Annotated in this window: 23 protein-coding genes; 15 read left to right on the top strand and 8 right to left on the bottom strand. The window is 50.8% G+C overall.

Annotated elements, in window-relative coordinates; all coding sequences use genetic code 11:
* The first annotated feature begins 13 nt into the window (after positions 1-13).
* The 3 genes from IVG45_RS14550 to IVG45_RS14540 all read left to right on the top strand — a co-directional run bounded on the left by IVG45_RS14550 (position 14) and on the right by IVG45_RS14540 (position 2,815).
* A complete protein-coding gene (locus IVG45_RS14550; RefSeq protein ID WP_196434528.1) occupies positions 14-1,147 on the top strand; it encodes a PilT/PilU family type 4a pilus ATPase in 1,134 nt (377 codons plus the stop codon).
* Between the two features lie 13 nt (positions 1,148-1,160).
* A complete protein-coding gene (gene mltB, locus IVG45_RS14545) occupies positions 1,161-2,318 on the top strand; it encodes a lytic murein transglycosylase B (RefSeq protein ID WP_196434527.1) in 1,158 nt (385 codons plus the stop codon).
* A 128-nt stretch (positions 2,319-2,446) separates the two neighbouring features.
* Positions 2,447-2,815, top strand: coding sequence for a hypothetical protein (locus tag IVG45_RS14540; protein ID WP_196434526.1), 369 nt, complete (start codon positions 2,447-2,449; stop codon positions 2,813-2,815).
* A gap of 379 nt (positions 2,816-3,194) precedes the next feature.
* On the opposite strand, the gene IVG45_RS14535 is transcribed toward IVG45_RS14540, so the two are convergent.
* The 3 genes from IVG45_RS14535 to IVG45_RS14525 all read right to left on the bottom strand — a co-directional run bounded on the left by IVG45_RS14535 (position 3,195) and on the right by IVG45_RS14525 (position 4,821).
* Entirely contained in the window at positions 3,195-3,449 is a 255-nt protein-coding gene (locus IVG45_RS14535; RefSeq protein WP_196434525.1) for a hypothetical protein, read from the bottom strand.
* A 107-nt stretch (positions 3,450-3,556) separates the two neighbouring features.
* Positions 3,557-4,489, bottom strand: coding sequence for a hypothetical protein (locus tag IVG45_RS14530; RefSeq protein WP_196434524.1), 933 nt, complete (start codon positions 4,487-4,489; stop codon positions 3,557-3,559).
* A gap of 128 nt (positions 4,490-4,617) precedes the next feature.
* Entirely contained in the window at positions 4,618-4,821 is a 204-nt protein-coding gene (locus tag IVG45_RS14525) for a cold-shock protein (protein ID WP_196434523.1), read from the bottom strand.
* 293 nt (positions 4,822-5,114) lie between these two features.
* Between IVG45_RS14525 and clpB the strand changes: the two genes are divergently transcribed.
* The 3 genes from clpB (at position 5,115) to IVG45_RS14510 (ending at position 9,318) form a co-directional block, all read left to right on the top strand.
* The gene (gene clpB / locus IVG45_RS14520; RefSeq protein ID WP_196434522.1) at positions 5,115-7,688 is read left to right on the top strand and encodes an ATP-dependent chaperone ClpB; all 2,574 of its coding nucleotides are present in this window, start codon (positions 5,115-5,117) and stop codon (positions 7,686-7,688) included.
* A gap of 297 nt (positions 7,689-7,985) precedes the next feature.
* Positions 7,986-8,357 (top strand): hypothetical protein, encoded by a 372-nt coding sequence (locus tag IVG45_RS14515; RefSeq protein WP_196434521.1) that lies wholly within the window; start codon positions 7,986-7,988, stop codon positions 8,355-8,357.
* A gap of 169 nt (positions 8,358-8,526) precedes the next feature.
* The gene (locus tag IVG45_RS14510) at positions 8,527-9,318 is read left to right on the top strand and encodes a UDP-2,3-diacylglucosamine diphosphatase (protein WP_196434520.1); all 792 of its coding nucleotides are present in this window, start codon (positions 8,527-8,529) and stop codon (positions 9,316-9,318) included.
* A gap of 48 nt (positions 9,319-9,366) precedes the next feature.
* Here IVG45_RS14510 and IVG45_RS14505 read toward each other — a convergent pair whose 3' ends face one another.
* Positions 9,367-10,029 carry a protein-L-isoaspartate(D-aspartate) O-methyltransferase gene (locus IVG45_RS14505; RefSeq protein WP_196434519.1) on the bottom strand — a complete coding sequence of 221 codons (663 nt, stop codon included), beginning with the start codon at positions 10,027-10,029 and terminating at the stop codon, positions 9,367-9,369.
* Complete coding sequence (gene surE / locus IVG45_RS14500; protein WP_196434518.1) at positions 10,026-10,781, bottom strand: 5'/3'-nucleotidase SurE; 756 nt, start codon at positions 10,779-10,781, stop codon at positions 10,026-10,028. Before surE ends, IVG45_RS14505 begins: the two co-directional genes overlap by 4 nt.
* A gap of 64 nt (positions 10,782-10,845) precedes the next feature.
* On the opposite strand from surE, the gene IVG45_RS14495 reads away from it, so the two are divergent.
* Together IVG45_RS14495 and IVG45_RS14490 are read left to right on the top strand one after the other, a co-directional pair.
* Positions 10,846-11,415, top strand: coding sequence for a Smr/MutS family protein (locus tag IVG45_RS14495; protein WP_196434517.1), 570 nt, complete (start codon positions 10,846-10,848; stop codon positions 11,413-11,415).
* Positions 11,416-11,433: 18 nt separating this feature from the next.
* Positions 11,434-11,961: a DNA-deoxyinosine glycosylase gene (locus IVG45_RS14490; protein WP_196434516.1), complete on the top strand. Its 528-nt coding sequence runs from the start codon at positions 11,434-11,436 to the stop codon at positions 11,959-11,961.
* Between the two features lie 78 nt (positions 11,962-12,039).
* Here IVG45_RS14490 and yihA read toward each other — a convergent pair whose 3' ends face one another.
* Entirely contained in the window at positions 12,040-12,654 is a 615-nt protein-coding gene (yihA, locus tag IVG45_RS14485; RefSeq protein ID WP_196434515.1) for a ribosome biogenesis GTP-binding protein YihA/YsxC, read from the bottom strand.
* A gap of 110 nt (positions 12,655-12,764) precedes the next feature.
* Between yihA and IVG45_RS14480 the strand changes: the two genes are divergently transcribed.
* From IVG45_RS14480 to IVG45_RS14455, 6 genes are all read left to right on the top strand, one after another.
* A complete protein-coding gene (locus IVG45_RS14480) occupies positions 12,765-13,448 on the top strand; it encodes a c-type cytochrome (protein ID WP_196434514.1) in 684 nt (227 codons plus the stop codon).
* Positions 13,449-13,565: 117 nt separating this feature from the next.
* Positions 13,566-15,497, top strand: a complete 1,932-nt coding sequence (locus IVG45_RS14475; protein ID WP_196434513.1) for a cytochrome c biogenesis protein ResB — start codon at positions 13,566-13,568, stop codon at positions 15,495-15,497.
* A 10-nt stretch (positions 15,498-15,507) separates the two neighbouring features.
* On the top strand, positions 15,508-16,677 hold the full coding sequence (gene ccsB, locus IVG45_RS14470; protein ID WP_196434512.1) for a c-type cytochrome biogenesis protein CcsB: 1,170 nt from the start codon (positions 15,508-15,510) through the stop codon (positions 16,675-16,677).
* Entirely contained in the window at positions 16,677-17,282 is a 606-nt protein-coding gene (locus tag IVG45_RS14465; RefSeq protein WP_196434511.1) for a thiol:disulfide interchange protein DsbA/DsbL, read from the top strand. The genes ccsB and IVG45_RS14465 overlap by 1 nt, the downstream gene beginning before the upstream one ends.
* 283 nt (positions 17,283-17,565) lie before the next feature.
* Positions 17,566-19,089 (top strand): GGDEF domain-containing protein, encoded by a 1,524-nt coding sequence (locus IVG45_RS14460; RefSeq protein WP_196434510.1) that lies wholly within the window; start codon positions 17,566-17,568, stop codon positions 19,087-19,089.
* A 16-nt stretch (positions 19,090-19,105) separates the two neighbouring features.
* Positions 19,106-20,410 (top strand): GGDEF domain-containing protein, encoded by a 1,305-nt coding sequence (locus tag IVG45_RS14455; RefSeq protein ID WP_196434509.1) that lies wholly within the window; start codon positions 19,106-19,108, stop codon positions 20,408-20,410.
* An 11-nt stretch (positions 20,411-20,421) separates the two neighbouring features.
* Here the strand turns inward: IVG45_RS14455 and IVG45_RS14450 are convergent, their stop codons facing one another.
* The gene (locus IVG45_RS14450) at positions 20,422-21,108 is read right to left on the bottom strand and encodes a hypothetical protein (RefSeq protein WP_196434508.1); all 687 of its coding nucleotides are present in this window, start codon (positions 21,106-21,108) and stop codon (positions 20,422-20,424) included.
* Positions 21,109-21,322: 214 nt separating this feature from the next.
* Positions 21,323-23,026, bottom strand: a complete 1,704-nt coding sequence (locus IVG45_RS14445; RefSeq protein WP_196434507.1) for a glycoside hydrolase family 17 protein — start codon at positions 23,024-23,026, stop codon at positions 21,323-21,325.
* A gap of 237 nt (positions 23,027-23,263) precedes the next feature.
* Between IVG45_RS14445 and IVG45_RS14440 the strand changes: the two genes are divergently transcribed.
* Positions 23,264-24,994: a multicopper oxidase domain-containing protein gene (locus IVG45_RS14440; RefSeq protein WP_196434506.1), complete on the top strand. Its 1,731-nt coding sequence runs from the start codon at positions 23,264-23,266 to the stop codon at positions 24,992-24,994.
* Positions 24,995-25,006: the final 12 nt, after the last annotated feature.

Genomic DNA, 25,006 nt, shown 5'->3' with positions numbered 1-25,006 from the left:
ATCGGGAGGCACTATGGATTTCAAAGCACTATTAGCCTTGATGGTTGAAAAAAAGGCATCGGATTTATTTATTACCGCCGGCAAGCCGCCCTGTATGAAAATCGACGGTAAGGTGGTGGAAATTTCCAAAAACATTTTGACCGCCGACCAGGCGCTGAAAATCGTTTTGAGCATTATGGAGCAACGTCAGAAAGACGAATTCGAACATACCAAGGAATGCCAGTTTGCGATGGGCGTCGAAGGTTTGGGCCGATTCCGGGTCAGCGCCTTTACCCAGCGCGATGCCGCAGGCATGGTGTTACGCCGCATCGAAACCAATATTCCGTCTTCGGAAGAGTTGCATTTGCCGCCGGTTTTGAAAGATCTGATCATGTACAAGCGCGGTCTGGTGATGTTCGTGGGCGCTACCGGTACCGGTAAATCGACTTCGTTGGCGGCTTTGATTCGGCACCGCAACGAAAACAGTAACGGCCATATCATCACCATCGAAGATCCGATCGAGTTCGTGCATCCACATAAAGGCTGCATCATCACTCAGCGCGAGGTCGGGCTGGATACCGAATCTTACGAAGTGGCGCTGAAAAACACACTACGGCAAGCGCCGGATGTGATTCTAATCGGTGAGGTCAGGACCAAGGAAACCATGCAGCATGCTATTACTTTTGCCGAAACAGGACATTTGTGCTTGTGCACGCTGCATGCGAATAATGCCAACCAGGCGCTGGACCGGATTTTGCATTTCTTCCCGGAAGAGATGCATGGGCAAATATTCATGGATTTGTCATTGAATTTACGCGGCATCGTCGCCCAGCAATTGGTCAAGCGTGCCGATGGCAAGGGACGTTATCCGGCCATTGAGATTTTGCTGAACACCCCGTTGGTATCGGATTTAATTCGCAAGGGCGAGGTGCATAAACTGAAGGAATTGATGAAAAACTCCCGCGAACATGGCATGCAAACCTTCGATCAGGCCCTATACGATCTGTATACAGCTGGTAAAATCAGCTACGAAGATGCACTGAATTCGGCCGACTCCAGAAACGAAGTCCGGTTGATGATCAAACTGGGAGCCGAAAACGCCAATTTCGACAACGACGAGATGCATTTGACCGAGACCGATGAAAACAATGGCAGCCTGTATCGCTAAATACCCCTAAAACATGAATCTTGCAGTATCTTTTACAAAACGCTTCAGCCTGGGCTTGACCCTATTATTTTTTGCCGGTTGCGCGAATCAAGCCGAGAAAGTTCAAGCCGTTGTGCAACCCGTGCGCGCTCTCACGCAACAACCCGTCCCCAGCCAATCCAGGACGGCGACGCCCGACTTACGCCCTCTAGCGGCCGTCGGTGGATACCGGGCGGCGTCGATTTCCGGCGATTATGCCGGTTATTCCACTTTAAATCAGTTTATCGATTTCATGGCGCAAAAACATGGGTTTGACCGGGCTTACTTGAACGGCCTGTTTTCGCAAGCCAAGCGCAAGCAGTGGACCTTGGATTACCTGGTAAAATCGGATCAAAGCTTAAAGGCCAAACCGGGGAAGGGTAGCTGGTCGCGTTACCGGGCCAAATTTCTGGATGACAGGCATATCAATAGTGGTGTCGATTTTTGGCAAAAGCATCGAACCGCCTTGCAACGCGCCAGTCAGCAATACGGGGTGCCGGCTGAATATATCCTTGGCATCATGGCGGTAGAAACCACCTTTGGCAGTTATGTCGGCAATCACCGGGTGATCGACGCCCTGACTACCTTGGCTTTCGATTATCAGCGGCGCGGCGATTACTTTCGGGGGGAATTGGAGAATTTTCTAGTGATGTCGCGCGGTGAAGGCATCGATCCCGCCAAGCCTGTTGGTTCGTTCGCGGGCGCCATGGGGTTGGGTCAATTCATGCCTAGTAGTTTTTTGGAATGGGCCGTGGATTTTAACGGCGATGGTCGCCGCGATTTGTGGGACCCTGAAGACTGTATAGGCAGTGTTGCCAATTACTTTGCCCAGCATGGCTGGAAATCGGGACAACCCGTGGTTTCCCCTATTCGCGGTAATCTGGCCGCGGCAGGCAGCCTGGAGCCGGGACTGGATAATCAGTATCCGCTGACTGTCCTCAAACAAATAGGTCTATCGCCAGCCGACAATTGCCAATGTGATTATCCGTTGCGTTTGCTACAGCTCCGGCATCAAGACACCGATGAATATTTGCTGGGCCACCCAAATTTTTACGTGATTACTCGTTATAACCAGAGCACTCACTACGCGATGGCCGTGCATGAACTGGCGCGGGCGATCAAGAGTGGTTACCTATCTCAAGCAAGTAGATAAAACAGGTGAAATTGCAGGGGCGCTTGAGGGAGTCAGAGATAACTAACTGGCATTGCTGATTTATAGATAAATTGTTTATACCCTTGTTGAAACTAGTATTAAAGCCGTCGTCGTTAGGCATATTCGCTTTGTGTTTTTTAGTATTCAGATTGTTTTTTGCACATTTGAGTATTGACCCTGAAGCCACGGATGTCTTGAAAAGATGGATTTCAGCTGAATACACTCGTTACCATGTTGATCGCCAAGATATCACTCTAGCTGAAAAGGCCGAACGCCTAACTCAATCGCAAACGATTGATTTTTTGTCGGTGGAAGCAAGAGGTAAACCTGATCGTATGGTATTCCGGGTTGTGATAGCGCCTAATCCGGCGCAACCGCCCAATAGCCCAATGATCCGTTATTTTCGACTGGAACACTCATTGCTTTTAGGCTGGAATGCCTCGTTGCCAAGACGGGCCGATCCCGTGGTGTATTTCTTGGCGTTATTTATGTTGTAAGCCTATGATTCATCAAACAGACTCATCGCTACAGGGGGACGGCCTAGGCTATTATTTGAAGCGCGGCAAGGTTAGATGATGCTTAGTCTGGTTTGTTCAGATTGAAACCTTCGGCGATTGATTGGCGTTGGAAGGGACGGATTTTGCGTTATCCATCCTGATGCTCGGCATGCTCGATTAAACCTCGCCAACCTCTTTGATGCATGGTCTTGCCAGAATCAATAGCGAGGAAGAAACATCCAGGGGAATGCATTTATGATTTCAGCGAAATGCCCCGCGGAGTTCATTGAAAACACGCGGAGCATTTTGGTTGTTTGCTGAAATTACCGGCTTCTTGCCGAGGGCGACTAATTTGGGGACGTTATCTTTTGGCGCAATCCTAGGCATTGATGTCAAGTAAGCTGCCCAGCATTTCGTTTTGAGCTTTTATGACTTTGGTCGCGGCGGAAGTCTCGAATTCGGCTTCTTTTAAACTCAAAACCGGTTTGAACAGATCGGTGGATTTAAACGCTTCGTTGCCTCCGACCTCTTGACTTTGAACCGGAATGCTGGCAATTGTCTGCGCTGCGTTACCGGCTTTTTGCTGAGCGGAGCTAATTAGGTTGGTTGCGCTGGATAATGGGTTTATGTTCATATCACACCTCCCGTGTTTGAGTATCAATCTTAATGCTATGGCTATCGGCAAGGATAGTCATAAGTTGAAAACTGTTTACGCATTTGCAAGCCGTATCACATTGTCGGCTAATTTTTCTTCCCCAAACGTTCTTGCAGCCATTGCCTGATCCATGGCAAGCCCCGAACAAGCCATTGTTGCCACAATTGCATAGCCGTGGATTTTGTCATGCAACATAGCTGGTTTCCCAGCGTCAGAGCATGATCACAGCCGACCTGTTGCAGTTTGGCTTCAACCAGGGTGCTCCACTGGGGGCGCGGCTGGCCGTTGACATCCAGAAATACTTTGTCGAATAACCACATTTCCAACACGGAAACCGTCCACATAAACATAAACGACAACGCCATGCCGGCACCCGCCAGGATCACCAAGATCGCAAACATCGGATGCAATTTGGTCAACCACCAAGACAAAATATCCACTAATAAAAACAGGTACGGCATACCAATGGCGATGGATTTGTATTTGGTGGTACTGGTTTCGGCAAAGCTGAAAATCAAGCCGACAAACATGAAGATAAAGCTGATGCCAAACAAATGAATATGTGACACGCGGGTCAAGGAACTAAAAGTAGCCCCTTCGTCTTCACGGGTCAGCTCTTTTAGTACCTCGAAATTGGTGAAATCGGGGACTGGCGCATCCTTGCCGTGGCACATCACGCAGCGTTCTTGTATGACTTTTTCCGCGCCCGAGTCGGCATAATCATCCTGATCGGCACCATCTCGAACCCATTGCATGATTACGAAGCGCTCCTGTTCCGACGCATTTTCCTTCATCGAACCATTCAGCTTGGTTTCCAGCATGGTACCGGAGCGGTTGCCGTAATAGCTGTAGACAATATCGTCTATCGATAAACCAAACTTACCGTCGGCCATGCCATGAGTGAACAGAATCTGAATCAAGGCGAACAAATAACCCACGGCAACCGTGGTGAGATAGCCTGTAAACAGAACCTTGACCGGAATATCCAGATTTTTTAACGATGAAAAGTCGCGGGCCATAGTTGCAAGAAAGGTAGTTTGAAAGGGTATTTCGATTATAGCCTGCCTGCTTGATAAGCATGCCATTTTTGACAGACAAAAAAAAGGCTCTTGATTTCAAGAGCCTTTTATGACGGAGCCTTTATGGATTATTTAGGCTGAACATTTGCAGCAGTCAAACCTTTTGGACCCGACTCGATGTCGAATTGAACCGATTGGCCGGGAGATAAGGTTTTGAATCCATCACCCAAAATCACCGAGTGGTGAACAAAAACATCTTCCTTACCTTCGGATGGCTCGATAAATCCAAAACCCTTGGTATTGTTGAACCACTTGACTGTGCCTATTGCCATTTTAAAACTCCTACAAATTTAAACTGATAGTTACCCGGAAAAAACATGTTGTTACCCCATTCCGTAATGGTCAAGGCTCAACTCAATATCTTTATCCGAGCTTAGCAATTGTACTGTGATTTATTTATCAAGGCTACCTCCAGCACTAACTGCCGAATCAGCTTTACTGCATGCTGAACAGTACAGGTATATTGGCGGATGAAATATATACTTGAATACGACCGAAGCAACTTGAAAAAAACCAATGGGGCCTCATCTAAGCGGCAACATCCCATTTTTTAGAGGTACACAGCATGCGAATGGACAAACTCACCAGCAAATTTCAGCAGGCACTCGGCGATGCTCAAAGTATGGCCTTGGGCAAGGACCATCAATTCATCGAACCGCTACATGTCATGCTGGCCCTATTGGATCAGGAAGGCGGTAGCATCAAACCCTTGCTGCAACAAGTCGGTATTCAGGTCAATGCCTTGCGTAGCGATCTTGTTAAGGACATCGATAGGCTAGCCAGCGTATCCGGTGCCGGCGGTGACGTGCAGCTTTCCAACGAATTGTCGCGTATGCTGAATCTGACCGACAAACTGGCGCAAAAGCGCAAGGACGCCTTTATCTCCAGTGAATTGTTTGTACTGGCCGCATTGGAAACCAGCGGTACTTTGCAGAACATTCTGAAACGCGCCGGCGTCACTGCTTCCGCGGTAGACAAAGCTATCGACAACATGCGCGGCGGCCAAAACGTCAACGATCAAAATGCGGAAGATCAGAGGCAGGCCTTGAAAAAATACACGATCAACCTGACCGAGCGCGCGGAACAAGGTAAGTTGGATCCGGTCATCGGCCGCGACGACGAAATCCGCCGCACCATTCAGGTCCTGCAGCGCCGTACCAAAAATAACCCGGTGCTGATTGGCGAACCCGGCGTCGGTAAAACCGCGATTGTCGAAGGCCTGGCACAGCGCATCATTAACGGCGAAGTGCCCGAGGGAATAAAGGGCAAACAATTATTGTCGCTGGACATGGCGGCCTTGATTGCCGGTGCCAAATTTCGCGGCGAATTCGAAGAACGCCTGAAAGCCGTGTTGAACGATATCGCCAAGCTGGAAGGTCAGGTGATTTTGTTCATTGATGAGCTACACACCATGGTCGGCGCCGGCAAAGCCGAAGGTGCGATGGACGCCGGCAACATGTTGAAGCCGGCCCTGGCGCGCGGCGAACTGCATTGCGTCGGCGCGACAACCTTGGACGAATATCGCCAATACATTGAAAAAGACGCCGCCTTGGAGCGCCGTTTCCAGAAAGTGTTGGTTGACGAACCCAGCGTGGAAGACACTGTCGCCATTCTGCGGGGCTTGAAGGAACGCTACGAAATTCACCACAGCGTCGATATTACTGATCCTGCGATCGTAGCTGCGGCAATGCTATCTCATCGGTACATTTCCGATCGGCAGTTGCCGGACAAAGCCATCGACTTGATTGACGAAGCCGCCAGCCGGATACGGATGGAAATGGATTCCAAACCGGAAGCCATGGACAAGCTCGACCGACGGTTGATCCAGCTGAAGATCGAACGCGAAGCGATGAAAAACGAATCCGACGCCGCGTCGAAAAAACGCCTGGAAATATTGCAAGCCGACATCGCCGAACTGGAAAAGGAATATTCCGATTTGGACGAAATCTGGAAGGCTGAAAAGGCCGCATTACAAGGCACGGCCACCATCAAGGAGCATCTGGAGCACGCTCGGCTTGAATTGGAAGCTGCCCGCCGTGTTCAGGATTACACCCGCATGTCCGAGCTGCAATACGGCGAAATTCCCAAGCTGGAAAAGGAGCTGGATTTGGCTTCGCAAGCCGAGATGCAGGAAACCACGTTGCTGCGCAGCAAGGTTACCGAGGAAGAAATCGCCGAAGTCGTCTCCAAATGGACCGGCATTCCGGTTTCGAAAATGATGGAAGGCGAACGCGAAAAGCTGCTGCGGATGGAGGATGAGCTAGCCAAACGGGTAATAGGCCAAACCGAAGCCCTGAAAGCCGTCAGCAACGCGATCCGCCGCTCCCGCGCGGGGCTGTCCGACCCCAACCGGCCCAATGGTTCATTCCTGTTTCTCGGTCCGACTGGCGTGGGCAAGACCGAGTTGTGCAAAGCCTTGGCCGAATTCATGTTCGATACCGAAGAAGCCATGGTGCGGATCGATATGTCCGAGTTCATGGAGAAGCATTCGGTGGCCCGCTTGATTGGCGCGCCTCCGGGCTACGTCGGCTACGAGGAAGGCGGCCATCTGACCGAGGCGATACGCCGCAAACCTTATTCAGTGATTTTGCTGGACGAGATCGAAAAAGCGCATGCCGACGTGTTCAATGTGCTGCTGCAAGTGTTGGACGACGGCCGGCTGACCGACGGCCAGGGCCGTACCGTTGATTTTAGAAACTGCGTGATCGTGATGACTTCCAATCTTGGTTCCAGCTTGATACAGGAATTGGCGGGTGAAGAAAACTACAATACGATGAAAGACGCGGTGATGGAGATCGTTGGCCAGCATTTTCGCCCCGAATTTATCAATCGCATCGACGAAGCCGTGGTGTTCCATCCGCTCGGCCAAGGCCAAATTAGAGCGATCTGTAAAATCCAAATCGAGCTATTGCACCGCCGCCTGCAGGAACGCGACATCGGTTTCGAGATCAGCGAGTCCGCGCTGGATTTGCTCGGCGAAGTCGGTTTCGATCCTGTTTACGGCGCGCGGCCCTTGAAACGGGCCATCCAACGCCAACTGGAAAATCCGCTGGCCAACGAAATCCTGTCCGGCCGGTTTGTGCCGGGGGATGTGATCAAGGTGGAGACCGCTACGGATGGATTGACGTTTAGTAAATAAATCGATTTCGCACAATACCATGTCGGGCTAAGTTAATGCTTAGCCCTTTAATGAAATTTATGGTTATTTCGCATTAGTCGTTGGCGTCCCAGTATGGACTGCCGGTGCCTGAAAGCAGTGTATGACGAAGGCTTCGACGCCTTATTCACCCCTGGAAGCGCATGATGGAAAATAAGTCCGAATTTTACCTTACCCGATTTCGGCCGTGGGAATCTCCTTGGATCATGTATCGACTGGAATGGTATTGGCTTGTAGGTTATTCTGCATAATAGCTCAACACCTGACTGGAGAATGACCATGCCCTCGCTGCTGCCGTTTCAAATTGAAAACTTCGAAAGCCACTGCCATGGCCTGAAAAGAGTGGGAATCGACCCCGGTTTTGTGATGTATACCAACCACCATGCCAGCAACGGACGACCGGCGGCGCGCTTGATTTCAACCGACCAACTGGAGGCTGCGCAGGCTTATATCGATTCGCCCAGCGATGAATCGTTTATTCGCCTGGTAAAGCTGGGTGCGCTGTTTGATAACGAATGGGATCGCAAAACCGGCCGTTGGGTACTTATCGCTTTCGAAGGATGGGAAGTTTTGCATAAGGCATTTAGCCATTTGCATGCCAGGTCCGGTCAGGCATTGCAGGAATTGACCGGCCTGTCGGATTTGACCTGAACCGCTGTCTGTCATATTAGCGTAACCTGGATTGCCTACAATTGGCGCCAGACCTGATTGCGCGGCTTCGTTCGCCAAGGGATCTCCGAGCGGTTAATGAATCACTGGAACAAGGTCTTTGAACAAATAGAACATCCGTTTTAAACATGAGACCACTTAGATTTAAACGATGACTACCGCGTTATATAGAACCATCTGGATATCCGATCTTCATATCGGCTCAACCCAGTGCCAGGCCGACGCCCTGCTGGATTTTTTAAAGCACAACGATAGCCACAAGCTATATCTGGTCGGGGACATCATCGATTTTTGGGCGCTATCCAAAAAAATGTATTGGCCCCGCGATCACAACACCATCATCCAGAAAATTTTACGCAAGGCCAGGCACGGCACCCAAATTATCTATATTCCCGGTAACCACGACGAAAATGTCAGGGATTACGACGATTACATCTTCGGCGACATCGTGGTCAAAAAGTCGGATATTCATACCACCGGGCTAGGTAAGCGCTTCTTGGTGGTGCATGGTGACGAGTACGACACCATTGCCCAACATCATCGCTGGATGGCTAAGCTGGGTAGTGTTGGCTACGACTGGCTGATCGAAATCAATCGTTTCTTGCGCTTGTGCCGGCGCATGTTCGGGGTGCAATCGCATTTTTCCCTGGCAGCCTTCATCAAGTTTAAGGTCAAAAACGTGGTGCAGTTTATGTCGGATTATGAGCAAACCATCGTCAAGACTCTGAAAAACGAGGGCGTCGACGGCGTGATTTGTGGGCATATCCATCATGCCGAAATCAAGGAAATTGAAGGTTTTTTGTATGTGAATACCGGCGATTTCGTCGAAAGTTGTACCGCTATCGTCGAACATCACGATGGCAGCCTTGAGTTGGTCAGATGGCAAAAACAGGCGGAAGATCTCGACCAGCAAGCGCCGGCCTCCATGATTGAGCTGGGTTAGATGGGCCGGTATCAGTCGGGTCGGAATAAGATTGGAATTGTTGAGGGACTACTGGCTCACGCCGGATAGAAACGGCACGAAGGTCACCCGTTCTATCACTTCGTCAATGAAGCCGTCTTCGGCACGGGTAACGCGGTGTAGTTCCTGCATGCCTTCCCGTCCGACCGGAATTACCATTACAGCGCCGACAGCCATTTGCTGTAATAAGGCTTCCGGGATTTCGGCCGGTGCCGCCGCCGCCAGAATGCTGTCATAAGGCGCATGTTCGGGCCAGCCCCAACCGCCGTCGCTATGCTTGAATCCAACGGTTTTAATATCCAATTCCCATAGCAAGTCTCGGGCTTTTTTCATCAATGGCGCAATGCGTTCCACGGTATAGACTTGCTCGGCTAACCTGGCCAGAATGGCGGTTTGGTAGCCGCAGCCGGTGCCGATTTCCAACACTCGACCCAAGGAGCGTTTTTCCAGCAACAGCTCGGTCATTTTTGCTACGATATAGGGTTGGGATATGGTTTGGTTATGGCCTATGGGTAGGGCTGTGTCTTCGTAGGCACGGCTTTCCAGTGCCTCGTCGACAAACACATGGCGAGGAATGTCAGCCATCACCGCCAACACCTTGGGATCGCTAATGCCTTGTTGTCTAAGCCGTGACACCATGCGGTCGCGGGTGCGGCGCGAGGTCATGCCCATGCCTTGCAAACGATGCTTCATGCCGTAGTCTCCAATGCCAGCCAATCACGCAAGCCTTCCAGGCGGTCGTAGCGAGTCAAATCCAGTTGTAAGGGCGTGATTGAAACGTAGCCGTTGCGAATAGCATCGAAATCGGTGCCGGGGCCGGCATCCTGCTCGCTACCCGGCGGGCCTACCCAGTAGATGGTATGGCCGCGCGGATCGTTGCCGCGTATGACAGCTTCGGCTTTATGCCGCTGGCCCAGGCGGGTCGATTGGTAACCCTTGAGCTGATCCAGCGGCAAGTCGGGGACGTTCACATTCAACAAGGTATCCTCCGGCAAGGGATGCGCTTGAATTTTGCGCAACAAGGTTACCGCGACCTGGGCGGCGGTATCGAAATGCTTGGGGTCGCTACCGACCAGTGAAATCGCCACGGCCGGCAAGCCCAGAAAGCGGCCTTCGGTCGCCGCCGCCACTGTGCCTGAATACAGCACGTCATCTCCCAGATTGGCGCCATGATTAATCCCCGCGAATACCATGTCCGGCTCGCTCTCCAGTAAGCCGGTGACCGCCAGATGCACGCAATCGGTAGGTGTGCCGTCGACCCTGACGAAACCGTTGTCGCAAGGCGTGGCGCGCAAGGGCATATCCAGCGTCAATGAGTTGCTGGCCGCGCTGCGGTTTCTATCGGGAGCAACCACGGATACTTCCGCGTATTGCTGTAAGGTAGCCGCCAGGGTATTGATGCCCTGAGCCAGATACCCGTCGTCGTTGCTAATCAGAATGTGCATGCGGCTATGAAACGCTTTAGAATTGGCCCATATTAGCAAAAAAACCGCAAAACCAGCAGCTTACGTGACAAAAAAAACCACTTTTACAGAAGACGGCGATTTATTCAGAAACGCCGTCGGCAACGTCCGGCGTATCGATACCAATACGGTGGTTCTAAAACCCGACAAGAAACCGCGCCCGGTCCCTACGTTTAAGCCGCTGGAACAGGTCGATCCCTTGCAAAACGAGGTGCAAGACGAACTGGAAACCTTGTTCCAGGAAGACAAGGTCGGTTTCATCGCTCCCGGCTTGCAGAAAAATGTGTTGAAAAAATTACGCAAGGGTTATTTCGGCTTGGATGCGGATATAGACCTGCATGGATTGACCAGTCGCGAAGCCCAACGCCAGTTATTGCGGTTTTTACATTTTTGCGTGGAAGACGGCTGCCGTTGCGTGCAAATTATCCACGGTAAGGGGTATAACTCGCCGGATAATCAACCGGTACTGAAAAACGACATCAATCTGTGGTTGCGCCAACACCAGGATGTGCTGGCTTTTTGCTCCACCCCGCCGAGGGCCGGCGGCACCGGCGCGTTGTATGTGCTGTTAAAATTATCCGACAAGTTTGGTTCGGCGGAAGATGGGTTGGAATAGGCCGGCTTAATCAAGATCATGTCGAATATACAGAGCTTTCCGCCGATTGCCGGCTCCAGCGCCCGGTTGTTGATTCTGGGCAGCATGCCGGGCAAGGCATCGCTGGATGCCGGCCAATATTACGCTCATCCCCGCAACCAATTTTGGCGGATACTTGGCGACATAGTGGGGTTCGACCCGCTGTCTGACTATGCCACGAGAACCCAGGCGCTAATCGAGGCGGATATTGCGTTGTGGGACGTAATGAAATCTTGCTACCGCCCCGGCAGTCTGGATGCGGCTATCGCTAAACACTCGATTGTGGCGAACAACTTCAACGGCTTCTTGGCCGATCATCCAGGCGTTGATACGGTATTTTTCAACGGCGCTACCGCCGAACAGGCTTTTCGGCGATTGGTATTGCCGGAATTGGTTGAGCGCTCGCTCAACTTACAACGCCTGCCATCGACTAGTCCGGCCCATGCCGCCCTGTCTTATCAGCAAAAGCTGCAATGCTGGCGCGGCATGAAGATCGCGCTAAACCAAGCCGAATGGCTCGAGCGCTAAGGGCGCAGGGCAGTCTTTGCTCAAGGGATACGCCAACCGTTAAAGGACTGTTGGCCGATTTTTACGGATTGAACTCGATCATTCGATTGCCGTTTGCGAATACTGGAACCACTCATCCAAAACCTGATGAACATCATCAATCCCAATTTTGTTGAGTGCGGAAAACAATTGCAACGTCACCACGACGCTGACCTGGCTCAAATCTCTTTGGACTTTCAACAGGGTGTTTTTCGCCGCGCCGAATTTCAGTTTGTCGGATTTGGTCAGCAAGATGTGCAGGGGCAGATTGGAGTGCTCGCACCAATTGATCATTTGCCAGTCGAATTCGGTCAGGGGGTGGCGGATGTCCATCACCAATACGATGCCGCACAGCGCTTTGCGGTTTTTCAGATAATTTTCCATCATTTGTTGCCAGTCTTTTTTAATCGCTTCCGGTACTTTGGCATAGCCGTAGCCCGGTAAGTCCACCAGTTTGCGCTGGTCGTCTATCGCAAAAAAATTCAGCAACTGGGTGCGGCCGGGAGTTTTGCTGACTCTGGCCAACGCGTTTTGTTGTACCAGCGTGTTGATGGCGCTGGACTTGCCGGCATTGGAGCGCCCGGCAAAAGCGATTTCCATGCCTTGATCCGGGGGGGCGTCCTGCAATCGGGGGGCGCTGTTGATGAACTGGGCCTGATGGTACACTGGATTCATCGCTATCTCGCTTAAGGCTTATAAATCGGTTAGAATCCGAGCATTATAGCGTCTGGCGGCGTATTACAGGCTGCTTTACGTCGATTAACCTTCCTGAACAGGGGCCAATAATGATAAAAAAACTGCTGACTGTTTCCATTTCCTTGGCGCTCGTCACCAGCACCGGTTTTGCTTACGCACAAGGTAAGTCGTCCAGCGTGGGCAAGGAAAAAGCAGCCTCTTGCGCCGGTTGCCACGGCGAAGATGGCAATAGCATGATGCCCGGCTTTCCAAAGCTTGCGGGTCAGCACCAAGCTTATCTGGTTAAGCAATTACAAGCCTTCAAGGGCGGTTTGCGCAATTCGGCGATGATGGCGCCGTTAGCCATGTCGCTTGACGACAAGAGCATGGAGGAGATTGCGGCTTATTATTCAGCCAATAGAATTTCACCCAATCCGGCACCGGTACTGCCCGCTAGCGACGAGGATGACGATGCGCCGGCAAAAACCGATGAGCAGAAAAAAGCCGAATTGGCTGATTTGATCGATCAGGGTAGTGATTTATACCGCAACGGTAATATCAGCCGGGAAGTGTCGGCTTGCGTGGCCTGCCATGGCCCTTATGCCGAAGGCAATAAACCCGCCGCCTATCCGTCCTTGCATTCGCAGCATGCCGATTATTTGATCAAGACTTTGACCGATTTCAAAAACGGTTTACGTACCAATAATCGTGAAAATATGATGTACATGATTGCGAAAAAAATGACCGATGAGGATATCAAGGCCGTTTCTTATTACATCTCGACCATGAAATAATCTGCTTGCTCCGGCTCCGGCAGTGTTTGCCGCCGGAGCTGTTTTAATCGCTGTCGGTTGTACAGTGATTGACCTTTCTTGACTCCGCTCTTCATGCCGCAATCGACAATACGTATCTTGTTCCGGTTTTTAGGTTCGATGAACCTGGCGATTACCCTGCTGGTCGCCATTGCCATCGCCGCCGTGATCGGTACGGTGGTGCGGCAAAACCAGCCTTATCCGGACTATGTGCTGAAATTCGGTCCGTTTTGGTTCGAACTGTTCAAGAGCCTCGATCTGTTCAATGTCTATTCCTCGGCTTGGTTTTTGACCATACTCGGCTTTCTAGTGTTGTCGACCAGCGTTTGCGTCTATCGCAATCTGCCGCGTATCTTGCGCGATGTGAATGATTACCGCGAACACAGCCAGCGCAATGCCTTGCTGAAACTGGAGCATAGGGTGCAACTGGAAACCGCCGGCAGCGTGCGGGATAATTTGACCGTAATAGCGGCACTGTTGAAGGCCCATCGGTATAATTTCAGGCAGCGTAGCGATGGCGTGGATGTGCTGATTGCCGCTAAAAAGGGCAGTGGCGGCCGGCTCGGCTATATTTTTAGCCATGCCGCCATTATCGTGATTTGTATCGGCGGCCTGATGGACGGTAATCTGCCCTTGAAAATCGCCGAATGGCGCGGCAAGATCGCGGTGGAAACCCGGCGCATCCCGGCCGGCGAGATTCCGCCCATCAGTACCTTATCCGCCGCTAACCTGTCTTTTCGCGCCAATGTCGATATCGCCGAGGGCGGGCAAGCCGATCTGGCCTTCATCGATTATAAAAACGGTTATTTGCTGCAAAAACTGCCGTTCGCCATTTATGTCGATGATTTTCGGATCGAACATTATCCCAGCGGCCAGCCCAAATCCTTCGAAAGCGATTTGGTAATTATCGATCCCGCGTTGTCCGAACCTTTAAAACAGACTATTTCGGTGAATCATCCGCTGACCTATCAAGGCTACACGATCTATCAAAATAGCTTTGGCGATGGCGGGTCGAGACTGAATCTGAAAGCGTGGCCGATGTCTGCAAACCAACTGGTGGCTGACTTGCAAGCCACGGTGAAGCAATTTACTCAGGCCGGCGGCCAGCAACTAGAGATTTCCGATTTTAGGCCGTTCAACGTCAATCCCGCTCCCAGCGGCGACAAGAAATTTATTAGTCTCGGCCCCAGCTTTCAGTACAAACTACGCCGTCCGGATGGAACCGCCAACGAATATCTGACCTACATGCAGCCGATTTTGCAGGAAGGTCGTTGGTTTTATTTGAGCGGCATGCGCGCAAAAGTATCCGAGCCGTTCAATTACTGGTTTATGCCGGCTGATAGCGAAAAGCGGTTAAGCCGTTTCATGGCGTTTTATCAGGCCTTGCGCAATCCGGAAGTCATCAAAACCATTGCCATGAAAACCGCCGCTTCCACGGAAAACAGTAAACAATCCTCGGATCAAGAAAGGCTGGCCGTGGCGCAATTCATGCAGTCACTGGCCGGCCAGTTCGTCGAGGGCGGTTATGAAAAAATTTCCGCCGGCATTGATCAATCACTGGAAGAGGGCAGGCGCCAGGAGATTTCGCAAGTCTATGTCACGGTTTTGCAGCGTCTGCTAAAAAATCTTTATTTGGAGATTTTGCGCGACGAAGGCATTGATACCGGCAAATCGTTGACTGAATTCGATACGCAGTTTTTTTCGGATGCGGTGGAAGCCGTCAATCTGGCGCATTTCTATAATGCACCGCTATTTCTGGAGTTGAAAAGCTTCCAGCATATCGAAGCCACCGGCTTGCAAATCACCCGTTCGCCAGGTAAATGGCTGGTCTTCCCCGGTTGTTTATTGTTGGTGGTGGGGGTGTTTTGCATGTTTTACCTGCCTCAGCGCCGCTTATGGATTTTGCTGGAAGCACGCGGAACCGGCACGGCGATGTTGCTGGCCGGTAGCGCGTTACGTAACCGCTATGATTTTGACAAGGAATTTGAACTTATCAAACAGCAACTGACCCAAAACGCCACTTTTGCGTAGCGAGACTTTCATGGATAACACCTGGCAACACCCCCATCGGCAATTTGCCTATTTTCAATTAAGAAGCCTCCACGACTGGCTGTGGGCCGGGTTGGTAATCAGCGCTGCCGCTTATGTATTCGGCCAATATCATGCGTTGATGGATGGCTATGAAGTGGCTATTCTGTTGGCTACCGCGCCATTACTGATTTGGCTGGGTTGGAGTTGGCCGGCATTAAAAGGCTTTAATCTGACGGTGGCGATATTCAGTTTGCTGGCGATTTCGTTGTATGGCGGTGATTTGGGTCGGGCCGACAGCGCATTTTTATTGAAATATCTGTTTGCCAGCCAATCGGCCATCATGTGGATGAGTGCCTTGTATGTGATGGCGACGCTGACCTATTTTGGCTTGTTATTGTCAGGGCGCGAGTTTGTCGGCAAGGTGGCCTCCTGTTTAACCTGGAGTGCAACCGCCATGGGTTTGACCGGATTGATAGTCAGATGGCGTGAGTCGTATTTGATGGGTGCCGACATCGGCCATATTCCGGTCAGCAATTTATACGAAGTCTTCATCCTGTTTTCGATCATCACCGCGCTACTGTATCTGCATTATGAGCAACATTACCAAACTCGTGGATTGGGTGCGTTTGTGCTGTTGGTGATCAGCGCGGCGGTTGGTTTCTTGCTATGGTATACCTTCGATCGGCACGCCGACGGTATTCAACCGTTGGTACCGGCATTAAACAGCTACTGGATGAAAATTCATGTGCCGGCCAATTTCGTCGGCTATGGCGCGTTTTCGCTGGCGGCGATGATAGGTTTGGTTTATGTGCTGAAAAGCCAGGCTCGGACTGCTGATCCAAACGGCTTGCTGCAGACGCGGTTGCCTGATTTAGCCTTATTGGACGATCTGATGTACAAGGCTATTGCACTGGGCTTTGCCTTTTTTACGTTGGCGACTATTCTGGGTGCATTATGGGCGGCGGAAGCTTGGGGAGGTTATTGGTCCTGGGATCCCAAGGAGACCTGGGCGCTGATCGTCTGGCTCAATTATGCGGCTTGGTTGCACATGCGTTTGAGCAAGGGTTGGAGCGGCAAACCGATGGCCTGGTGGGCGGTGGTCGGATTTTTTGTCACCTTGTTTGCGTTTCTGGGCGTGAATATGTTTTTATCTGGATTACATTCTTACGGAGAACTCTGATGTTGAAAAAAATCGCCTTTATAGGCCTGTTTTGTTTTGCCTCTCTGGTAAAAGCCGAGGGCGGCTATGAAGCCGTGTCACCCGCGCAGCCGGTGCAAAATCCGGACAAGATCGAAGTCATCGAATTTTTCTGGTATGGCTGTCCGCATTGCTATAGTCTGGAGCCCTCGATGGCTGCCTGGCTGAAAACCAAACCGGCCAATGTCGAGTTTATCCGGCAGCCGGCGGTATTCAGCGAATTATGGGGCAAGCATGCCAAAGCCTTTTTTACCGCGGAGGCGTTGGGCGTCACTGAAAAGGTCCATGCCGATTTGTTCGACGCCATACAAAATAAAAAGCAAAAGCTGACTTCGGAAGACGAATTGGCGAAATTTTTTGCCGCGCATGGGGTTAAGGATGAAGATTTCCGCGCCGCATACGGCTCGTTTCTGGTCGACGCCAAAATGCGCCAGGCCGAAACCATGGGCGCGCGTTACGGTATCACCGGTGTGCCGGCGATCATCGTGAATGGCAAATACCGGGTGACGGCCACTACCGCCAAGTCGCAAGACAACATGATTGCGGTAACCAATCAGCTGATCCAGCAAGAAACCGGGGCAAAATAGTCACGAAGCATTTTGCTATTTGGCGGATTCACTTTCGGTAACGTCAATTCGTTCCGAGTAAAGCCAAGGGGGGCGAAGAATTTCAATGGTTTATTGATCGAGCCCGGTTTATCTTTGCTGTTAATGGCAAGTCGGTGTTTTTATTGAATAACGCATTGATGGTTCTTCGTGATCTCGGGGGTTAAATGATTTTTCTGGGCTTATTGATTCGTTGCCAGCATGGCTTGGCCGATGGTCTATAATTGCCTGTTTGTAAACTCTCTACTCGAGGCGCCAAGATTTCATGGGTTTTTCGAAAATCAAGGACGGCAGTCCCCAGCATTGGAAGGAAAAATACTTCAAGTTGTTGGATAGCCAGGAACAAGCCGAAAAAAATTATCAAGCAAACGAAGATTTGCTGTGCAAGACCATTGTCCGTTTTGCGCTAGCCGTCAAGGGTTTCAATAAATCACTCGATCCCCATCTGGACCGCATTCGCGATCTGTTAAAGACAGGCGTACAAAGCCAGAGATTGCAAAAGGAGTTGCAGGTATTCACCAATGCCTTGATGGTGCTTGAAGAGACGCCCGTCGGTAGTCAGGGCGATACTTCCATGTTATTCGATTTTCTCGGCTATCAATACCCGGATTGCCAGACCGAATTACAGACGATTCAAAAGCAATACGATGGCCGCGAGATTGCCAATCCTCAGCGTTTATTTTTGGCCTTGGCCGAACTGATTGACGAAAAACACCAAGATAATGACGGTTTTGCCGCCGAATTGGCGCTGGCTGATAGCAAGACCATCAGTGAACATATGATTCGCCTGTTGGATAGCGCGGAACTACCCGATCTTTTTGCCGACGATGCCAAGCAGCTAAAAATTCGTTTACAGGATGGGCAGGCTTTGGGGCCGGTCTTTAATGACGCGGTGACATTGTTGTTGTCGATCAAAAAACACATGGAGGTCGAACAGCAGGAAATGGCGGATTTTCTGTCAACGTTGACCGAAGAGTTGGCCGAGCTGGGTTTGAAAACTTCGGGTGTCAACATTGCCAATGAAGATACACTAAAAAAACGCAGTAACCTGGACCGAGATGTTGCCGCGCAAATGGCTGATTTACAGAAAAAATCCGCCACCGCCACCCAGCTGGAACCCTTGAAGCAGCTAATCAGCACACGCTTGCACAGTATCAGTCAGCAGCTACAGACGCATACGCTACAGGAACAGGTCGAAAGAGATAGAACACAGCGCGAGTTAAGGGCCTTGATGCAAAAACTCCGGGAAATGGAGTCGGAAACCCTGGAGTTGCAATCCCGGCTGGATTTGGCTCAGCGACGGGCCACGCGTGACTCATTGACCGGTTTACCGAATCGGCTGGCTTTCGAAGAGCGGTTGGCGGACGAAGTGGCCCGAGCCCGCCGATACGGTACCGCATTGACCCTAGCCGTATGGGACATCGATTTTTTCAAAAACATTAACGATACCTATGGGCATAAGTCCGGAGACAAGGCATTGGTTATTATCGCCAAGCTGTTATCCCGATATTGCCGGGAAGCCGATTTTGTGGCGCGTTTCGGCGGAGAAGAGTTTGTGATGTTGTTGCCGGAAACCGAAGCTAGGAATGGCTTGGTGATGGTGGATAAGCTACGCGAAATCGTGGAGCGGAGCGGGTTTAATGCCAATGGCGACCGGGTTTCAATTACGCTCTCCTGTGGTCTAAGCCAATATGTCGACGGCGACAATAACGAGTCCCTGTTCGTGCGTGCCGATGGGGCACTCTATCAAGCAAAGCAGAGCGGTCGTAATCAATGTGTATTGGCTTAGGTCGCGGGTCAACTGAATGAATAATTCTTCGTCCGTCGAGCAAGAAAAGCTGCTTTATAAGTTGGTGATACAGTTTTTGATTTTTTGTCAGGGCAGCCACAAGTTGCTTGAGCCGCATCTGCTTCGAATTGGTAAGCGCCTGAAAACTGGCGCTAGTTTGAGCGAGCTGGCGCCCGAGTTGCAGGCCGTTTCCAAGACCTTGCTGCATATCTCGAAACAATCCGAACAAAACGTCGGGCCGGAAGACTCGCCGCAACAGCAAAATGATTATTTGTTGCAGCGAATTGATGAGTTGTTGCTGAATACTGCCGTGCCCATGCGATTTCAGCAGCAAAAAGCCCGGCTGAGGCAGAGAGTTAAGGCCAACCCAGACCCTCAGTCATTGAATAAGGTCATTGATTCGGCTGTCGCGCTATTGTTGGATATTAAAGAGTATGCGGTTGCCGAGCAAAAAGGGATAGACGGATTTTTATCCAATTTAACCGATCAATTAGGCGAAATCGAACAGCACGCGGAAATCGTAGGGCAATCAGCGCGACTGACCTTGGATCATCGCGATCAGCTCAATGCTCAAATCAATTTTGAATTGAGCAACATCAAGGATTCCACCCATCAAGCCAAGGAACTGGCGTCATTAAAAAATATGACCGGCGAGCACCTGGATCGTCTGATGTTGCAATTGGTCGAGCAAAAGCAGATGGAGGACGAGCGGCAGCGGCAGGCGCAACAGCAAATTTCCTTGATGACGGAAAAGCTGCAAGCCCTGGAGACCGAGACCGAGACCTTGCGTACCAAACTGAAAATCGAGCACGATCGGGCTTTGTGCGATGTGTTGACCGGTTTACCTAATCGGCTTGCTTACAAAGATAGGGTTGAAATGGAAGCAAACCGTTGGAAACGCTATCGGGAGCCGCTATCGTTGGCTATCTGGGATATCGATTTTTTCAAAAATATCAACAATAGTTATGGGCATAAGGCGGGCGATAAAACTTTGGCTTTGGTGGGGCAATTGTTGTTGAATAACTGCAGGGCCACTGACTTTGTCGCCCGTTATGGCGGCGAGGAGTTCGTGATGCTGATGCCAAATACCCCGGCCCCAAGGGCGTTGGAAATGGCTGAAAACATCAGAGATATGATTGAGCACTGCGGCTTTAACTATAACGGCGAGAGTATCAGCCTGACGCTCAGCTGCGGTATTTGCGAATTTACCAGCCACGATCAGCATGACGATGTGTTTGTGCGGGCCGATCAGGCTTTATACCAGGCCAAACAGGCCGGCCGAAATCAATGCGCGGTCTTTATTAACGAAATGGGCTTGTAGCTGTTTAAGGCTTATCGTCCGGCGAATTCGATAAAATTACCCCAACGCGTATGTTGCTGCGCCAATAGGCAGCAGTCGAAAATAGTGATCGCCTCATCGCATGTGATGACTTCCTGCTGGCTGTCCAGAATAAAGTGGGCCAGCGACTGGATACATTTCCAATAATTAGGGGTATTAATAAACTGGTACGCCTGCGTAAGCAGTTCCGCCAGTTTTTGTTCGCGGTGCGCTTTTGAGGTTATGAAATATTCGAGATAATGGTTTGCCCTTTCCAGATCGCTGTGTCCTCCGTAATTGCGCAAGGCATTCAAATTGATCAAATTCAGATTGAAAATTTCATCGTCACGGATGGATACGTACTTGGCTTCCGCCAAGGGGCCGACTAACAGATTTACTACGTCGGCTTCGTAGGCGCGTTGACAGCTATGTTGCACCGTATTCGATAGCGTGGAAAAGCTTTCGATGACGGCAATCGGTAGGTTTTGAATCAAATTACCATCGATGACTTTGGCAAAGAATTCATCCGTGTGTTTGGCGGGTCTTTTGACCTGGATTTCAAAAAATACCGGGGGTAATTGTTTTTGTTGGTTGCGGATATGGATGGCTGCGGCGTGGCCCGCTTCATGAAAGGCCGTGCGCCAGTGTAATTCGTCGGGATGTACGAAAGCGGAGGCGGCTACCTGATAGTTTCTTTCCATACATAGACCTCGTCCAAAAAAGATGCGGCATTAAGCCGCATTGAGGAAGGATATTAAAACTCTTTACCCTTAGGAGAGGGAGCGCATACAAGAGTTGCAGATAGTTTAAATAATTGATGTGGCATTGAAAATGTGACAAATTGCCGCGCGGCAAACTGTCATGTTCGTAAATCGTTACGCGGGTTGTCGGCTAGGCCGGCCCGCGTGCGGGGTATCAACGCTGGGTTTTATGGTCCGTGTTGCTGATCCAGAAAGGCAAGGATAACGCCAAGAGACAGGCAATCCAGCCGACTAATTGCTGGTTGTTGAGCGTGTAGCTCAAGGCTACGGGGAGGCCTTCCGATAGGCCTGGATGGGCTTGTATAAAATCCCGGCCATCCATGAAGGCTTTGGTTTCGCCTAAGACCATGGCAACTGCGGCAATACTCAAAAAATAAGCAATCAGTCGATCGCGGCGACTGGCTAAATTCCCGCCGATTAATGAATCGAGTCTTAACATTTGGCCATTCGGTTTGCCTTGGCATAGCCATTGACACACGATCAGGCCGATGATGCCGAGTACGGGGATGGCAAATTGTTCTAGAGGAAAGCTCAAATAGCGGCCATTGACCGCCAAGCCGTAGGTTTTATATAAAGCCAAAGCGATAAAAAACAGATAGATATTTCTCAGCCGTTTTGCCAGCCGCTCATCGCCGGGCTTGCCGTGCAAAATATCTAAGTAGCGGCGAATTAAATAATATCCCAGCATCGCGTTGGCTAACACTATAAATAAGGTATAACCGCGCTGTAGCATGCTGTAGCTTGTATACCAAAGGAAATCGGCCAGGGTGACCATGCACGCACTAAATAGCTGGGCCAGTGTCAGAAAAACAACGAGCCGAGCGACGGATGCAATCCGTAGTTGCTTGAAACAAGCCGCGATAATCAGTAGCCAAAGTACGGTGGCTGCCGCGAAATGCAGTGGCCAATCGGGATTTTCGTAGACCGGCCCGGTTAATGGGAAGACGGGCTTTCTATCGGCCGACAGCAAACCCCAATTGGCCCCGACCACGCCTTCCAGGTTACTTTTCCAAGGCTGGTTGAAGGCTTCCACAATGTTGTAATCAAAGCCGTGGCGATTGGCCACCTGGATCATGTCGCGAATAAACTTGGCCTCATTGACCACGCCGGGTATGGCCATGCCGCGTTGGCGGCCGGCGCTGGGCCAGCCCGATTCGCCGATCAGAATTGGTTTTCCCGGTGCGATGCCGCGGGCTTCGTCCTCGACTTGCTTGACGATTTTTTCCAGATGTTCGCCGGCATGCTCCACCGAAATCGGCTCGTCTTCCCAATAAGGCAGAATATGGATGGTGATGAAATCGACTTCCTTGATTAACTCCGGATGTTTCATATACATCGACCAGACATCGGCATACGAGACCGGTTGCTTGACGGCGCTTTTGACCTGGCGGATATACGCGATCAGGCGGTTTGCATCCATTTCGCCGCGCAGCAACACTTCGTTGCCGACGATCACGCGTTTGACTACGTCGGGATTGCTGTTGGCGGATTCGATCAAGGCAGCCATTTCTTTCTTATTATCCAGAACACCGTATCCGAGCCAGCCGCCCTGGATCATGGTCAAACCGTATTTGCGGGCAATACCGGGCGCGGCTTCGAGTCCGCCCGTGCTGGCATAGGTGCGAATGCTATGGGTTTTGTCCGCCAACAGACGCATATCTTCATCGATATGCTCAATGGGCGGGAATACTTCTTCCAGTGGGCTAAAACCCTCTCGAAACGGGGCAAAAGATAAGCTGGTTAGCTTCCCGGAGGGTACATCGGTGCCGGCATTTTGTGGTTGATTGATAAACCAGCTAACACCGCCGTGAACTAAAAGAATGAATAAAGTACAAAGCAATAGTCTGGCTGGGTGCATAAGATGTCGTGAGATCGGAGTGGCAATCGTTTTGGGTAAACAGGCTCTTTGGGGGGATTATAACGATTTTCCAACATGTAGGCTTTTTGCCCTGTCCAATCGCTTTGTTAAACTGTAGTTTTCGAAATATTTTCTGTACTTTGCCCATGGGTTCTGGTTACAGTATCTGGCTTTTCTGATATTGGACCCACGTTTCGTCATCCAATAAGCTCGTCGTCAATTTTTATGAGGCTTTCTATGCATAAAAAAGTTCTTCCCATTTTGTGTGGAGTCCTGTTATTACCCTTGTCGCCCTTGGCCGCAGCGGTTACTAATAGTCTGCCACCCACCAGCAGCGTCAAACTAGGTGCGGTGGAGGAAGTGTGTTCCGAATTCACGGATCCAAAATGGCGGGATGCCCAGGTAGTCGATGGAGTGGAAATTCAAGAATCAAGGATGTGTAACCCTGACAATCCAGCCGATATTGCCGCTTTCGTCAAAGGTACCAACAATGTTTCGATGGCGACACTGATGCAAACGCAGTTGGCCGCCGATGCCATCACCCTGGGCGATGACATGGACGGTGACGGCGATCCCGATCATTACATCATCAAGCTGGAAATTGCCGAATTGAATGGCCATTCGCCGGATATGCGCGAACCCACAACCACGTTCGATATTGCGCCTGGCATACAGCCGACTTTTTGGGTCTATGCCCCAAAAACCCGCGATATGTCGACTTTGAGTCTGTATGAGCCTATCGCCAATCCATTGCTGCGCGCACCTTCGCCAGTGATTCGGGTTGAACAGGGCGATATCGTCTGGTTGGTGCTGGAAAATAGCCATTATTTGCCGCACTCCATCCATTTGCACGGTATCGATCATCCTTATATGGATCATAGCGGCGAAGGTAACGACGGAGTTGGTCAAACCGGGCAGATGGACGTATTACCCGGCGGCAGCAAAACCTATGTGATCAAGCCGCGCCAACCCGGCACCATGTATTACCACTGCCATGTGCAACCGCATGTGCATATCCCAATGGGCTTGCAAGGTATTTTCGTAGTCGAGGAAAATCGCCCCAACAACTGGGTGCAGGTATTCAATGTCGGCGGCGGGCAGGTTCGCCACCCATCGGTAGCGGTCAAGGAAAAATATTCCGGAGAATACGATCTGCACTATCAATCGGCGGATAAGGAACTGCATCTGATGGCGCGTTCCGCTAACGATCCGCGTCTGATAGGCAAGCGCTTGAATCAGGAGTACGACATCACCGACTCCGAGCCCGATTATTTCATGCTGAATGGCCGTTCTTTTCCTTATACATTGAGGGAGTCGCTGATTCTGATGGAAGAGAACAAAAAGGTAAAACTACGGATCTTAAACGGTCACGAAGAAGCCTTTGCGATGCATATTCATGGTCATAAGCCGATGGTTACCCATTACGATGGTGTCGATAACGGCCCGTCCTCATACATCAAGCGCGATGTGCATGGCATGGTGCCGGCGCAACGGCTGGATTTAGAGTTGAGCGGTGTCGATGACGGTTTGAATAGTTTTGGCCAAGGTGTGTGGATGTTTCATGACCACGTTGAAAAATCCTTCACCACCGATGGTATCGGCGAGGGTGGAGACATCAGTCTGGTGGTTTACAAAGGCTTTTCGGATGAAAAAGGTATTCCGCAAGTGCATGGCATGAGTCTGGCGCCTTATTTCACCAAGGAGTTCTGGCAAGGCAAATATCCGGCTTGGCAGGATTACGATGCTTGGAAAAGCTTGGGCTTGCCGGAAATTCGGACTACCAAGGAAAAAGCCTTTGTGCCGGCTCCGCCAGCCGCGAAACCGGCGAGTGATGCCGCAAGCCAGGCAGTGGCAGCGAACGAGTCATCTTTCATCGGGCAATTGTTTTACGGCTTTATCCTAGGCTTGTTGGGCTATTTGTTGTTCGTCAAACGAGCAAAAATCATGGCCTTGTTCGGGAAGAAATAAGCCACGGGATTT

It is taken from the genome of Methylomonas sp. LL1 (assembly GCF_015711015.1).
Taxonomy (GTDB): domain Bacteria; phylum Pseudomonadota; class Gammaproteobacteria; order Methylococcales; family Methylomonadaceae; genus Methylomonas.
Note: the sequence above shows the minus strand (reverse complement) of the source record. Positions and strands in the feature narration are given on the sequence as shown.